The organism is Mycobacterium sp. NPDC003449 (assembly GCF_053588415.1).
In genome coordinates, this window is the sequence record NZ_JBSFPX010000185.1 from 1 (window position 1) to 15,004 (window position 15,004).

Annotated in this window: 12 protein-coding genes; all 12 read right to left on the minus strand. The window is 67.4% G+C overall.

All coding sequences use genetic code 11. The features are described 5' to 3' along the window. Positions 1–91: 91 nt before the first annotated feature. Entirely contained in the window at positions 92–1,117 is a 1,026-nt protein-coding gene (gene gmd / locus ACWDTP_RS31575; protein WP_450027154.1) for a GDP-mannose 4,6-dehydratase, read from the minus strand. After that, complete coding sequence (locus tag ACWDTP_RS31580) at positions 1,114–2,379, minus strand: glycosyltransferase (protein WP_450027155.1); 1,266 nt, start codon at positions 2,377–2,379, stop codon at positions 1,114–1,116. The genes gmd and ACWDTP_RS31580 overlap by 4 nt, the downstream gene beginning before the upstream one ends. A gap of 7 nt (positions 2,380–2,386) precedes the next feature. Further along, positions 2,387–3,931, minus strand: coding sequence for a sugar transferase (locus tag ACWDTP_RS31585; protein ID WP_450027156.1), 1,545 nt, complete (start codon positions 3,929–3,931; stop codon positions 2,387–2,389). A 21-nt stretch (positions 3,932–3,952) separates the two neighbouring features. Further along, entirely contained in the window at positions 3,953–5,380 is a 1,428-nt protein-coding gene (locus ACWDTP_RS31590; RefSeq protein ID WP_450027157.1) for a KamA family radical SAM protein, read from the minus strand. After that, positions 5,380–6,780 carry a flavin monoamine oxidase family protein gene (locus ACWDTP_RS31595; RefSeq protein ID WP_450027158.1) on the minus strand — a complete coding sequence of 467 codons (1,401 nt, stop codon included), beginning with the start codon at positions 6,778–6,780 and terminating at the stop codon, positions 5,380–5,382. Before ACWDTP_RS31595 ends, ACWDTP_RS31590 begins: the two co-directional genes overlap by 1 nt. Then, positions 6,777–6,998: an acyl carrier protein gene (locus tag ACWDTP_RS31600; RefSeq protein ID WP_450027159.1), complete on the minus strand. Its 222-nt coding sequence runs from the start codon at positions 6,996–6,998 to the stop codon at positions 6,777–6,779. The genes ACWDTP_RS31595 and ACWDTP_RS31600 overlap by 4 nt, the downstream gene beginning before the upstream one ends. Continuing rightward, positions 6,995–8,524 carry an AMP-binding protein gene (locus tag ACWDTP_RS31605; RefSeq protein ID WP_450027160.1) on the minus strand — a complete coding sequence of 510 codons (1,530 nt, stop codon included), beginning with the start codon at positions 8,522–8,524 and terminating at the stop codon, positions 6,995–6,997. The genes ACWDTP_RS31600 and ACWDTP_RS31605 overlap by 4 nt, the downstream gene beginning before the upstream one ends. Beyond that, positions 8,521–10,308 (minus strand): glutamine--fructose-6-phosphate transaminase (isomerizing), encoded by a 1,788-nt coding sequence (gene glmS / locus ACWDTP_RS31610; protein WP_450027161.1) that lies wholly within the window; start codon positions 10,306–10,308, stop codon positions 8,521–8,523. Before glmS ends, ACWDTP_RS31605 begins: the two co-directional genes overlap by 4 nt. Before the next feature lie 153 nt (positions 10,309–10,461). Then, positions 10,462–11,307 carry a LuxR C-terminal-related transcriptional regulator gene (locus tag ACWDTP_RS31615; RefSeq protein WP_450027162.1) on the minus strand — a complete coding sequence of 282 codons (846 nt, stop codon included), beginning with the start codon at positions 11,305–11,307 and terminating at the stop codon, positions 10,462–10,464. A 422-nt stretch (positions 11,308–11,729) separates the two neighbouring features. Next, positions 11,730–12,536 carry a hypothetical protein gene (locus tag ACWDTP_RS31620; RefSeq protein ID WP_450027163.1) on the minus strand — a complete coding sequence of 269 codons (807 nt, stop codon included), beginning with the start codon at positions 12,534–12,536 and terminating at the stop codon, positions 11,730–11,732. Between the two features lie 48 nt (positions 12,537–12,584). Further along, positions 12,585–13,676, minus strand: coding sequence for a hypothetical protein (locus ACWDTP_RS31625; RefSeq protein WP_450027164.1), 1,092 nt, complete (start codon positions 13,674–13,676; stop codon positions 12,585–12,587). Between the two features lie 75 nt (positions 13,677–13,751). Continuing rightward, on the minus strand, positions 13,752–14,909 hold the full coding sequence (locus ACWDTP_RS31630; RefSeq protein WP_450027165.1) for a lipid-transfer protein: 1,158 nt from the start codon (positions 14,907–14,909) through the stop codon (positions 13,752–13,754). Between the last annotated feature and the right edge of the window lie 95 nt (positions 14,910–15,004).

Here is a 15,004-nt window from a genome sequence, read left to right on the forward strand (position 1 = left end):
GCTGGTCACACTGGCGACGCCGCCACCAAGCCCGCGCCCGCCGATGCCACTACGCAGCCAGAGGCGCCTCCCCATAAGTGCGGCTGTAGTACTAGTCCCAGCCGACCAGTGCCGGCTTGTCCACCCAGGGCGTTCCCGCGCATCGGAAGGCCGCGATGTCGGCGTCCACCATGATCCCGGCGAGCTCGGGCGCGCAGACCTCGGCCTTCCAATGGAGCAGGCGGGCGGCCTTGGAGGAATCTCCGATCAGTGCATCGACTTCGGTGGGTCGCATGTAGTGCTCGTCGAACCTGACATGCTCCTGCCAGTTCAGACCGGCCCGGTCGAACGCGATCCGGACGAATTCCTGCACGGTGTGTCCCTGCCCCGTCGCCAGCACATAGTCATCGGGTTCCTCGGCCTGCAGCATCCGCCACATTCCCTCGACGAACTCGGGCGCGTAGCCCCAGTCGCGTACGGCGTCGAGGTTGCCCAGATACAACTCGCTCTGCGCGCCCGCCTTGATCCGGGCGACCGCACGGGTGATCTTTCTGGTCACGAATGTCTCTCCACGACGGGGCGATTCGTGATTGAACAGGATCCCGTTCACGGCGAACATCCCGTAGGCCTCGCGGTAGTTCTTGGTGATCCAGTACGAGTACACCTTCGCGGCGCCGTACGGCGATCGCGGATAGAACGGCGTGAGTTCGCTCTGCGGCGGCGGGGAGGCGCCGAACATCTCCGAGCTGGACGCCTGGTAGTACCTGCAGGACAGGCCGGCCATGCGCACCGCCTCCAGCAGCCGGACCGAACCGACACCCGTGATGTTGCCGGTGTTCTCGGGTTCGTCGAAGGACACCCGGACATGGGACTGCGCCGCGAGGTTGTACACCTCGTCCGGGTTGATCCGGCTCAACAGCATCGACAGTCGCGCACCGTCGCACATATCCCCGTAATGCAGGAACAGCCTGGCGTCGGGCCGGTGCGGGTCCTGGTAGATGTGCTCGACCCGCACGGTGTTGAAGGTCGACGCCCGCCGGATCAGACCGTGGACCTCGTACCCCTTGGACAGGAGCAGCTCGGCCAGATACGACCCGTCCTGACCGGTGATTCCGGTTATCAGTGCCACCCTGGTCATGACGCCACCTCGACTCTCTGCGCTTGTCCGGCCATCATTCGGTTGATCCAGTGGTCGAACTTCTCCATCGACGCCGTCTCGCTGAGCTCGGCCGCCGCGTATTCGATTCCGTTCGTTCCCAACGCCGTCCGCATCGCGGTATCGCCCGCGAGCGCCGCGGCGGCCTCGACGAGCCGGGCCGGGTCACCCGCGTCGATCACGATCCCGGCCCTGGCGTCCCCGATCTCCCTTGCCGCGTTGCCGTCCGGGCTGATCGCGGCAAGAACCGGCGTCCCGCTCTGGAAGTAGGAGGTGAGCTTGCTCGGCACCGACATCTCGGCCACTCCTGGCTTCTCGTTCACGAGCAGAATGTCGGCGGCTCTCAGCGCGTCGACGAACTCGTTCTGCGGGAGCGGATCCCGGAACTCCAGGCGTCCGGTTCGACCGGCCATCGCCTCGAGTGCGCTCCGCTGGTTGCCGTCACCCATCAGGACGAACCGCAGGTTCAGCCCGTGCTCGTCGGCGATTCCGGCGGCCCGGACAACGTTTTCGAGACCCTGTTTGACACCCATGTTCCCGGCGTGCAGAACCACTGTCTCGTCATCGGCCCAGCCGAGGCGTCTCCGACTGGCATACCGGTCGGCGGCATCGCCCGGCCTGACGTGGGTCCAATTCTTGATGGTGGTGATCCTGGCGGGCTCCACCCCGAGGTTGAACACCAGTTGACGGCGGAACCGGTCGTGCGCCACGACGATGCCGTCGGCTGCGCGCAGGACCCGGCCCTCGACACCACCCGCGAGCCTGGCCGCGGCCGATCCCTGGCGCTGTGTCTCGCTGAGCCCGACTCCGTAGAGGTCCTGAACCCACACCCCGAGGGCAGGCCTGTGGTGCATGGACACCCGCTGCCGCAGACACTGGGCGGCGGTCGAGATCAGCGCCGGCGTGACGCAGATGACCACATCGGGGTGATGCCACCGCGATGCGGCACCGCGCACCCCGAAGGTCGCCTCCATGAGCAGCCGGCGAAGGTTTGACGCGCCGTTGGGCACCGAGTGCCTGACGCGCTTCACGGGCACATCGTCGATCGTCTCGACCGATGTCCATTTCCAGCGGTACTCGGCCGCCAACCGCCACTGCGGGTAGTGCGGCATCCCTGTGATGACGTTGACCCGGTAGCCCCGATTCGCCAGCCCCCGGCACAGTCCGGCCGTATACGGGGCGATACCAAAGGGTTCCGGAGAGTAGTTGATCCCGAGAACCGTCACATTCAACCGATCGTCCATGACGACCTCAGTACGCCCCGGTGCGCCGGAATACCGCCCGCAACGTCTTGGCGATGATCACCAGGTCCTGGATCATCGACCAGTTGTCGACGTAGGAGAGGTCCAGACGGACCGCTCTCTCCCAGGACAGATCGGACCGCCCGCTCACCTGCCACAAACCGGTCACCCCCGGCTTCACCAACAGCCGGCGCAGCACATCGCAGTCGTAGGCCTCCACCTCGCGCCGCAACGGCGGCCGGGGACCGACGACGCTCATCTCGCCCCGTAACACATTGAGGAACTGAGGCAGTTCGTCGATGCTGAAGCGCCGTAACATCCGGCCGACCGTGGTGACACGTGGATCGTCGTGGATCTTGAACAGCAGACCGTCACTCTCGTTGGCCCCCAACAGGGCGGCCAACTGCTTGTCGGCGTCCCGAACCATGGTGCGGAACTTCGTCATCGAGAACGGCATACCGTCGATGCCGATGCGTTCGGCCGAATAGAACACCGGCCCGCGGCTGCTCACCTTGATCGCGATGGCCGTGCCGATCAGGATCGGCAGGGTCGCGACGAGTGCCGCGGCGGCGAAACAGACGTCGAACGCCCGCTTCTGGAACCGTTTGGCGCCGAGGTACTGCGGCTTCTCGATGTGCAGCAGCGGAAGCCCCGCGATCGGCCGCATCACCAGCCGGGACAGCGCGACGTCCATCACGCCGGTGGACACGACGAGATCGACCCCCATCGGCTCCAGATCCCAGATGAGACGCCGGATCCCGCGGACCCCGAAATGCTCCGTTCCGGCGATCGCGACCGTGTCCGCACCGCAGCTACGGATCGCCTCCAGCACCTGGGTCTCCCCGCCGATGATCGGGATGGCGAGTCCGTTGACGGTGATCTGTTCACCCCGCGCGGCCCCGTAGCCCGGTACGCCTACCCCTACGATGCGGTAGCCGTCGGCCGCCTCACGGGTCAACTCGCCGGCCAGGGTCTGCACCGCGTCGAGCTCACCGATGGCCAGTACGGCGGTCTGGTAGTCGCCTTCGGCGCGGCGGCGGGCCAACCGGCCCCGCCAGTACGACCTGCTCAGCACCAGCCCCAGGATCCCGGTCGGCAGTGCCACCGCCAGATAGCCCCGCGCGACGTCCAATTGGAACAGAAGAGCCACGATGGCCATTGCCCCGAACGCCCACAGCGACGCGGCTACCACGCGCCGGTACTCCTCGACCCCGGAGCCGATGATCCGGGGAGAGCGGGTGTGGCTTCCGGCCAGGGCGGCGAGCCACACGACGATGAACACCACGGAGAAGCCCGGCACGAAGTACACGAAGTAGTCATCGGCCGAGGCCGTGGTTCCGAACCGGATGTACTGCGCCAGAACCACGGCCAGGCAGACCACCAGACCGTCGGTGAGCCGCAGTTTGGCCATGTACCGGCGCTGCCAGGTCGTGCGCGCGAACACCTCGCTCGGCATGAGGCTCGGTGTGAGGTTCGGTGCGGCGACGGTGTCACCGCCGATCCCGTTGTCCGAGCCGAGATCGACGGGTCTCGGCTCAATCTCGATCTGTTGCATGATTCACCCCCATGAACTGCGCTACTGCACGGAAACCGGTGCCCCACTTGGGCAACCGCGGACTTGTCGCCACCACGTCTGTCCGGATTCCGGCAGCGTGCCGATCGGGTCGTAGTACTGGTAGACCCGGTTCAGGGCATCGACGTCGATTTCGTCCAGCCCGGTTCGATAGTTCTTGCTCCAGTGCGATATTCCGCGGATACGGTCGTAATAGGCCACCTGGTGGACCCATCGCTTACCGACGTAGGGCACATCGCAGACGATTCGCGGTGTCGCGAAACCGGGCAGATAGCCCATGATCTCCAACTGCAGCTGCTGGGCCTCCCACAAGGCGACCCGCCAGTGTTCGGCATTCGGGATCATGTCGCACATGTAGAAGTAGTACGGCAGGATGTTGGCCTCGCCCTGCAATGCGAAGCACAGGTCGAGCAGGTCGGCGGCGCTCGCATTCACCCCGCGCAACAGCACCCCCTGATTGCGCACGTCCCGCAGACCCGCGTCGAGCAGCGCCCGGGTAGCCGATGCGACCAACGGAGTCACCGACCGCACATGGTTGATGTGGGTGTGCAATGCGAGGTTGACGCCTCGGGCCGAGGCCAGCCCGGCGACGCGGCTGACGCCGTCGACCACCTTGTCCTGCAACCAGTGCTGTGGCAGGGCGGCCAACGCTTTGGTCGCCAACCGGATGTCGCGGATCGTGTCGATCTCCAGCAACTGCAGGACGAACGATTCCAAGCGGGGCCACGGCACATTGGCGACGTCGCCGCCGGACACCACGACATCGCGCACCGTGGGTGTGGCCCGCAGGTAGTCCAGCATCCGGGCCTGCCGGTCGGCCGGCTGCAGACTCAGTCTGGCCTTGCTGACCGACGGGGTCGAGTTGCCGATCAGATCCATCCTGGTGCAGTGCCCGCAGTACTGCGGGCAGGTCGACAGCAGTTCGGCGAGTACCTTGGTCGGGTATCGGTGGGTCAGCCCCTCGACCACCCACATCTCGCTCTCGTGCAGCGAATCTCGTTCGGCGTAGGGGTGTGAGATCCACTCCTGGTCACGGTCGCTGAGCACCGGCAACATGTAGCGCCGGATCGGATCGCTGTAGAAGGCCTCGGTGAGCCAGCGGCGTTCCGGCGCACAGTGCGGAGCCATGGTGTTGAGCATCTGAGGCGGCAGCAACATCGACATGGTCGCCCGGTCTCGCTGGTCGGCTGCCAGATCGTCATAGAAGCGCTCGTCCAGCAGGTCGCCCACCACCGCGCGCAGCTGCCCGATGTTCTTCATGGAGTGCGCGCGCTGCCATTGCGGGTCGTACCACTCGGTATCGGTGACGGCCGCCCAGCCCGGGTAGCGTCGCCAATCCGGTTCGCACAACTCCGTGCGCACATAGGAATACGGCTGATCGGCGGCCGGGCTGAAGCCGATCCGGCTGGATACTTCGCTGAGTGTTGTCACTACGTCAGGACCTTTCGCGAAACGGTCGCCGGTTCGGCGCCGTGGGTCGGTGCGCCGTCCAGCACTTCGGCTGCGACGCGTCGTCCCGACCTGATCGCACCCTCCATCAGGCCGAAGAACTCCAGGCTGGTCTCGGTGCCCGCCCAGTGGACGCGGCCGTGGGGTTCGGTCAGCGTCGGGCCCAGCCTCAGCCAGTCACCCGGGCCGAACAGCGCGGCGTAGCATCCCCTGCTGTACCTCGCGGTCAGCCAGTCGGTGACCGTGCACCGCATCGGCAGCGGCAACCGCGGAAACAGCCGGGCGACGTGGGCCAACGCGGCATCGCGTTGCCCCGCCGTCGGCAGCGCGGAGAACGCCGATGCCGCTGCCCCGGTGACGAATCCGGTCAGCACTCCCGCGGATTCATCGGGCGGGGAATCGTCGACCGTGGACAACAACGGACCGTCGGCGCTCACCGACCAGCCGGACAGACCGTGCTCACGCCAGATCGGGGCCGGATAACCCAGGTGCACCTTCACCGCGCATCCGCGGCCGGTGGCCCGCGTCGCCCTCGGTGCACGCAGCGCGGGCCGGAAGTCGATCCGTTGCGCCAGCATCGGTGGTACCGCCACGACCACCCGGTCGGCCAGGTGCTCGGACAAAGCGCCATCCAGTGGCGAAAGGGACCGCACCACAGCTCCTTCGGCATTCTGCTCGATAGCCTGCACCGGCTGGCCGAGTTTCACCCGCTCACCGAGTCGTCGGGCGAGCGCCTGGCACAGCAGATGCGCGCCGCCGGCGATCCGCCACTGTTGGGCGCCACCCTCGAAGGCGTTGAGATACCGGATACCCCCGCCCGAGCGCAGGTAGAATGCCATGTGCAGCATCGATATTCGGGCCGGGTCGGCCGCCATCATCTCACCGATGAACAGCGGGAAGAACGTCCGCGCGTCGGGGTGCGCGACCTCATCGGCGAGCCATTGCGCGGCGGTCAGCCGATCGAGCCGGCCCGCATGCGCACTCTGCCACGGCGCGTTCGGCTCGACCTGCGCGACGAGTTCCTCCAGCCGATCGAACAGGTCACCCAGTGCGACCGCATCCAGCGGCGGGATCCGGCCCGACGTCGTCATCGGACGGTCCGACAACAGGAACGTGCTGTCCCCGGCCATCGCCGTGGAGACCACATCAAGCCCGTATTCGCCGAGCAGGGCCAGTAGTTCGGTGTGCCGCACGCCCAGATAGGCCGCGCCGCCGTCGGCGACGACACCCGCGGATATCGGGATGCCGTGCACCCGGCCGCCGACCCGGTCGCGCGCCTCCAGCACGGTCACCCGCGCACCCGCCGCGGACAGATCCAGCGCCGCCGTGAGCCCGGCGAGGCCGGCGCCGACGACTACCACCCGCAACCCGTCGCTGGTCATGGCACCGTGGCGGCGACTTTGGCGAACAACCCTTCCGCCGAGGGGTTTTCGATGAAGTCCTCCCAGGTCAGCTCGGTCGCGAAATCGCGTGCGATCGCACTGAGCACCCGGGTGGCCAGAAGTGAGTCACCACCGAGTTCGAAGAAATCGGAGTGTGGATGAACCTCGACGGTGTCGAGGACCCTACGGAAGATCTGAACGATGTGGCCGGCACTCATCGGCCCGCTCCTTTGCTGTTGGCTGCGGCGTGTACCGTTGCCGCCCGATCGACTTTTCCGGTGGACGTGTACCTGAGCCCTGCGACGAAGGTGACCTTGCTCGGCACGAATTGGCTGGGTAGGCGCTGACGTAGGTGATCTTTCAGCGCGCCGGGACTGGTCGCGCCGACCGCGACGACGTAGGCCGTCAACGAGGTGCGGCCGAGCCGCCGTTCACCGACCACGACGGCGCCACCGACCGCGGGATGGGTGTTCAACTGCGCCTCGACCTCGGCCGGATGCACCCGGACACCGAGGACTTTCACCTGCTCGTCGGTGCGACCGCGCGAGTACAGCAGGCCGCCGTCACCGCGGGCCACCAGATCCCCGGTGCGAAACCACCGCGTCGGTCCGGATCCATGGTCGGCGACCGGAAATCCGGCCGCGGTGAGTTCCGGCAGCCCGAGGTAGCCGGTGGCAAGAGCGGGACCCGATACCGACAGTTCTCCGTCGCCGGAGATGTGTTCGCGCACATGGGGCAGCGGACGCCCGATCGGGATCTCGGCGTCGCCCGCCGCGACCTCCGGATCGGCCCCGGGACCACTCAGCCGCACCGCATGGGTCACCATCGTGGTCTCGGTGCATCCGTAGGTGTTGAGCACGCTGACCTGCGCGAGTTCGAGAGCACGCCACTGCCCCATCCGGGTCCGGTCGACCCGCTCACCGCCGATCACCACCAGCCGGACGCACTCCGGCAGGGTGGCCCGCTCCTCGTGCAGGTAGAGCACGAGCTCGTGCCAGAACGCCGTCGGTAGGTCGAGCATGGTGATCCGGCGTTCGCCCAGCATGCGGACGAAGGACGGGAAGGAGTGGGAATGGGCGGCGTCGTCGAAGACCACCGCGGCACCCGCGGTGAGCGCGGGCAGGACCTCCTCCAGGCAGGTATCCCAGCCGAGGGAGGCGAATTGCAGCACGCGGTCCTCAGCGGTCAACCCGAACAGCCGGCGCAGGGCCCGCACCGTGACGGCCAGGGCATGCCGGGAGACCGCCACCGGCTTCGGTGCCCCGGTCGAACCCGAGGTGCACAACACGTAGGCCGCATCGTCCGGTTGCCATGGCGGCCGCGGTGTTTCGACCTCCGGTTCCGCCGCCTCGTGGTGGGTTCGCCCCGCCGCGACCACACGATCCACCCCGAGCGCCTCCGCGAGGGCCCGTTTGCGGGCCTCGGGAAGGTCCGCGTCGATCGGGCAGTAGGTGCGGCCGGCGGCCAGGATGGCGAGCAGCTGCTCCACCACCGCCGGAGTGTGCGATACCAGCACGCCGATGTGACCGGACCGGCCGGCTCCGGCGGGTTGGTCCGCCCGATAGCGCATGGCGCCATCGCGGACCCGCCGCGCGAGTTCGCGATAGGTGACGGCGGTCCCGTTGTGCACGAGGGCGGCGCGGTCGGGCCAGCTATCTGCGGCCGCGACGAAGTCCTCGATCACGTCGGCGACGGCTCCGGTATCGGGAGACGTGATGTTCCTGGCGCTCACGATCGCGTTCATTCGACGGTCACCGACTTGGCCAGGTTGCGTGGCTTGTCGACATCGCGGCCCAGGGCCAGCGCCAGGGTGCGGGCCAGTATCTGCAGCGGTATGGTCGCCGCGATCGGTCCCCATGCCGCGCCGGGATTCTCGATCACCGGCACACAGCTTCCCGCAGGTCCGATGGTGATGACCCGGCCACCGCGGGCCGCCACCTCGGCGACGTTCGCGGCCAGCTTCGGCTCGCCGTTGTCGATGACGACGACCGGAGTTCCCGGGCCGACCAACGCCAGCGGTCCGTGTTTGAGCTCGCCCGCCGGGCAGTACTCGGCCCACCGGTAGGTGAGCTCTTTGAGCTTCAGTGCGCCTTCAGCGGCGTAGGGCAGGCCCGATCCGCGGGCGATGAAGATGAATCCGTCGGCGGAGACGAGTCCGTCGACGAGCGGTGGCACCGCACATTTGGCGACCGTGCCGGCCGCGGCCAGCTGCTCCGGCAGGCACCGGAGATCGTCGACCAATCCACGTGCGGTCCGGCTGGACAACCGTTTCATCGACACGAGTGCCGAAATCATCAGCGCCGTACCGGAAATAAGCTGGCACACGAAGGTCTTCGTCGCGGCCACCCCGATCTCGGGGCCGGCCGGGAATCCGATGACGGCGTCCGCCAACCTGGCCAGCGTGGATTGCGAGTTGTTGGTCAGCGCCAGCAGGGGCGACTCCCCCACCGCCGAAGACTCCACGGCGCGCAGCACATCGGCGGTCTCCCCGGACTGGCTTATCGCGACGCACAGCTGCCGGGCGTCGGGAACCTCCTCGGCGGCTTCGCTTCCCACAGTGGCGGTCACCGGCACACCGCCCAGCCTGCGCACCAGGTTGCCGAGCACGTTCCCGGCGTTCAGCGAGGTGCCGCACCCGATCACCCGCAGGCGTTCGAACGGCGGCAGCCCGAGCTGATTCCAGACCGCGCCGGTGGCGATCCCGTCGACCAGCTCATCGAGTACCCGGGCCGCCGCCTCGGGCTGCTCGTCGATTTCCTTGGCCATGTAGTCGGTGTAGCCGTTCAACTCGACATCCCGGGTCTGCCACAGACAGCGGGTCACGGTCGGTGGGGCGACATCCACGCCGAACCGGCTCCACCGGTCGTAGTTCGTCAGCTCGACGACATCGCCGTCGTCGAGGACCCGGAACTCGTCCACCCAGTCGGCGATCGCGGCGATGTCACTCGCCGCGAAGTCTCCTTCGTCGGTGTGGGCCACCAACAACGGGGAACCACAGGCCGCGAGCACGATTCGGCCGGTGGACCGCTCCAGCGCCGCAAGTGCCCAGGATCCCTTGACCCTGGCGAGGGCACGCTGTACCGCCTCGACGACATCCCCGCAGTACCTGCCCTCGTGTTCGATCAGGTGGCACAGCACCTCGCTGTCGACCGTCGAGGCGAAGGTGTGCCCGTCGAGTGCGAGCTCGGTCCGCAGGGGGTCGGCATTCTCGATGATTCCGTTGTGCACCAGACTGATCTGGCCGGTGCAGTCGACGTGCGGATGTGAGTTGTTCTCGGTCACCGCACCGTGGGTGGCCCACCGGGTATGGCCGATGCCCAGTCCGTCGAACCGCGGGCCGGTCCACTCGTCCAGCAGCCCCTCCAGGGCCCCGATACGGGCCGTCGTACGCAGCCGGACGATATCGCCATCGTGGGTCCGCAAGGCGACCCCGACGGAGTCGTAGCCGCGGTATTCGAGCCTGCGCAGCCCCACCCGCAGGTAGTCCACCGCCGGTCGTTGCGTCCGGCACGCGATGATTCCGCACATCACCGGCCTCCAGCCGACTTGGCCGCCAGCGACGCTTTGCGGTCCCCCTTAGCAAACACCCTTTGACTATCCGGGACCGAAAGCCGTTGGTACATGGGCCAAGAGAGCGATTTTCGGACTGAATCCAGGACTGAATCCGGGACTGGGCCCCGACTAGTTCTCCGGTAAATCCGCGGCGGGCAAGATGGTTCGCGCGACCGCCGCCGCCTGGGCCCTAGTGCTCACATCGAGCTTGGTCAGCAGGCTGTGGACATGGTTTTTGACGGTATGGATCGCGATACAGAGCTCGTCGGCGATCTCGCGATTCGCCAGACCCAGTTCCAACATCCTGAGGATCTGAATCTCTCTGGCCGTCAGAACTAGTTCCTTGGCCGCCGGCTGACGCTGAGAGGCCAGCGCGGACAACCGTCGAAGCAGTATCGCCGACACCCTCGGCGAACATATCGACTCCCCCGCAGCAACCTTGTGTATTAATACAAGTAGGTCATCCAGCGAATCGGTGCGCAGGTGATACCCCGCCACGCCGGCTTCGGCGCACGCGACGATCTCGGATTCGTCATCCTCGGAAACACCCATCACCACAACTCGGGTGTGCGGGCTCAAGTTCAGCGCCTGCCGCAGCAGTACCGCGCTGTCACGGGTGGCCATGTTCATCAGGATGATCCGCGGCAGCGTGGCGTCGAACGATGCGATCAACGAGGGCAGGTCCCACGCGACGGCCGGGGCGGCCGCGCCTCCCGGCGAGGCCAGCACACCGGCCAGATAATCGCGATAAAGCGTGCAGTCGTCGACGATCAGCACGCGGGTATCGCGCAGCAGGCTCAGGCCATCGACCGCTTCGTCACAGGACTCCACCCACCCACCGCCGTGCGCAGACACTGCCCAGCCCGGGACGGGACTGCGCGGCTTGGAGAACAGTCGAGATTCACTGCCCCGGTTACCGTTACCCGGCAGGTGAGCGCCGGCCATCTCGACGCCGTCGGCGGAAAGCGCGTCCATCTCACCCGTTCGGTAATCGGTCGCGTGAGGGATCCGATCCCGCTTGATCGATGCGTGCGGCCACCATGAATCTCTGCATGCGTGTACGACCTTCCCCCGTATCCCATGCGGACCAGGAAGTCATGCCCAGCCTCAGAGCCGAGAGTAGGCATTTGCCAAACTTGCAGTCAACGGTAAAAACGGCTGGCGGCGGGCAACGTTTGCATCCGCAAATACATCACCCGACGGCACGCTTGCACGGCACGGGATCCATCGTCGCGTTAGGCCTGTTTACTCCTGGTTTGATCGACTATATGGCCTGCTCGCACGCGATATCCACGGCCCTGATTTACCCGCACCGCTCACGTGCCCGTTCCCGTTGATGCAGATTCAGCAACCGATTCAGAAGGCCCGACAGAATGCCTAGACCTTTGCTGAAAGGTTTACATGCGCCGCGACAAATCCTCGCTACCCGAGTAGCGCGGAGTCTCGTGCGGGGAGACCGGAACCGGTCCGGGTGCCGCTGGCCGACTCTCGCTCGGCCCCGACGCAGCAGGCGGTGCCGATGCCGCGGGCGGGGCGGACGCAGCTGGGGGCGCCTGCGGCGCGGCGGTCGAGGACGCACCCGCCCCGGCATGCCCGTCGAGTCGGGCCTCGCGGGCATCCTGCCCGGCCTCGCGGCGGTCCTGCGCGGCGTCGCGCTCGTTCTGCTGGGTCTCCCGCTCGTTCTGCTTGGCGTCGCGCTCGTTGAGCTTGGCTTCGCGCTCGTCCTGCTGTTGTTGTGGGTTCGGCCCACCCGTCGGTGCGCCGCCGCCGGGCCCGCCGGCACCCGGGGCCCCGCCCTCCCCCGAGCCGCCGCCCTTGGCGCTCTCCATGGCCTTCATGAGCGGCTCCATCAGCGAGCCGAACTGGCCGCCCATCTGGCCCGCCGCCTGTGCCGGCGCACCGGCCATCTGGCCCATCTGACCGAGCTGGCCCATCATCTGGCCCAGTTGCCCGACACCTTGCTGACCCGCCTGATCGGCGTTCTCGTAGGCGCCCTGGGCGTCACCGAGTTTGCCGTTGAACATGTTCTCCTTGGCCGACAGCGCCGTGACGTTGGCGGTCAGCGAGGCGGCCATGGTCGGCAGCAGCCCGGCGATCGTCATGCTCATGGCGTCCTCGCCGGGTGGGATGTTCGGCATCTCGGGCAGCTGGATCGGCGCGGCCGACCAATTCAGTGCGCCGGGCGAGGTAAACGGTGCGTTCACCGGGCATCTCCTTCTGGGTTCAGCATGCGGTCGAGCGGCCCGGCCGGCTCACCATTCATCGTCATCTTCGTCCTCGTCGACGTCGTGATCCAGCGGCGCGGGCACCGCGAGTCCGGATGTGGTTCCGCCGCTGGTGCCGCGCTGCCCCATCATGCCGCCCATGCCGCCACCACCCATGCCGCCGCCCATCGCGCCCGCGGCCGCCACCGGGGCGACGCCTACCGCGGCACTGCTGGCCCCCGGATCGACCGCCACCGGAGCCGTGCCGCCCACCAACTTCGCCATCAGCGGTGTCTGGGGGCTGGACCCGCCCCCGCCGCCGGGCAGACCCGCGGCCTTGACCATGCCCGCACCGCCGCTCGGGCCGGAGCCGCCGGCCAGCGGATGGTTGGAGAACGCCGAGAACGGTGAAGGGCCGCCGCCCGTGCCGCCCTTGCCCGCCGAACCGAACATCGAGGTCAGCTGTTGCAGTGGCTGCGCGAGTTGCTGCAACGGCTGCATCATCTGCTGCGGCACCTGACCGAGCATCTGCGGGATCTGGCCGAGCATCTGCGGCAGCTGGCCCATCATCTGCATCATCTGCTGCATGCCCTGCTGACCGGCCTGCTGCGCCTGGGCGGTGGGCGGGGTGCCGAACTGGGGCGCGTTGGCCACCGTGCCGACCCCGCTGGCCATCTCGGTCGCGCCGGCACTGACGGTGGCGACGTTCTGCGCGAGCCCGGCCTTGACCCGGCTCTCGATCAGCGCCTGCATGTTCGCGAACGGCACCTTCTGCAGCGCCTCGACCTCGGCCTGCACTTCCTTCGCGGCCGCGTTGACCGCCATCTTGGCCTGCACCACGGCACCAGCCATGGTGGTCAGCTGCAGGGCGATCGCCTGGGCCTGAGCGGCATTCGCCTCGTGGCCGGCGATCATCGTCGTCGCCTCGCCCGACGCCGCCACCGACCCGGAGCCCTGCCACACCTCGGAGAGCTTCGACAGCTGACTCGTCTGGGCAGGCACGACGTTGCCGCTGATGTTGGCGGCGATCTTCTCGTAGGAGGCCGCCGCGGCCGTCAGCTGTTCCTCATCGACGTTCGGCCAGCCCGGCCCCATCACCGTCTGCGACCCATACGGGCTGCTGTCGGGCATGATCCCCACGCCACCGCCCCCCTTCCACGCGTCCCGCTATCTCTAGCAAAGATTACCGTGCCGCAAGGGGGTTATGACGCGCGTTTATCCCAAGATCAACCCGGAGGTCGGCACGCCCGTGCCGGCCGTGACCAGGACATGTTCGACACCGTCGACCTGGTTGACCGAGGTGCCGCGCAGCTGGCGCACACCCTCGGCAATGCCGTTCATACCGTGCACATACGCCTCGCCGAGCTGCCCGCCGTGGGTGTTGATCGGCAGCCTGCCGCCGATCTCGATCGCACCATCCGCGATGAAGTCCTTGGCCTCACCCTTACCGCAGAAGCCCAGTTCTTCGAGCTGGATCAGTGTGTACGGGGTGAAATGGTCGTAGAGGACCGCGGTCTGGATGTCATCGGGGGACAGCCCGCTCTGCTGCCACAGCTGGCGGCCGACCAGCCCCATCTCGGGCAACCCGAGCTCGTCGCGGTAATAGGAGTACATGGTGAACTGATCCGCACCCGCCCCCTGGGCGGCCGCTTCGATGGTCACCGGCCGCTGCTTGAGGTCCTTGGCCCGTTCCGGAGTGGTGACGACGATGGCCACCCCGCCGTCGGTTTCCTGACAGCAGTCCAGCAGCCGCAGCGGATCGGCGATCATCCGGGAGCCCTGATGGTCCTCGATGGTGATCGGCTTACCGTAGAAATGCGCCTTCGGGTTGGTCGCAGCGTGTCGACGGTCGGCCACCGACACCGCACCGAAGTCCGCACTCGTCGCCCCGTATTCGTGCATGTACCGCTGGGCGATCATGGCCACCGACGCGGCGGGCGTGCTCAGCCCGTGCGGGTAGGACCAGCTGTATTCGACGCCACGGGAATCGGCGTTGACGGTCAGGCCCGTCATCACCTGGCCGAACCGGAACTCCGAGCGCTCATTGAAAGCTCGGTATGCCACCACACATTCCGCGACGCCGGTGGCGACCGCGAGGACCGCCTGCTGCACGGTCGCGGCGGCGGCGCCCCCGCCGTAGCCGATCTGGCTGAAGAACTTCAGTTCACCGACGCCCGCGGACCGCGCCACCGCGGTCTCCAGGTTGGAGTCCATCGTGAAGGTCACCAGGCCGTCGACGTCGGACGGTGACACGCCGGCGTCGGCGAGGGCGTCGAGCACGGCCTCCGCGGCCAGCCGAAGCTCGCTGCGGCCGGAGTTCTTGGAGAAGTCGGTGGCGCCGATGCCGGCGATGGCGGCCTTACCGGACAGCATCAGTCGTCCCCCAATGTGAGTGTCGTGGTGGCGATCACGTGATCAATGATCCGGTCCTCGCCGGGCCGTTCACCGAGGTACGCCGCAAGGGTTTG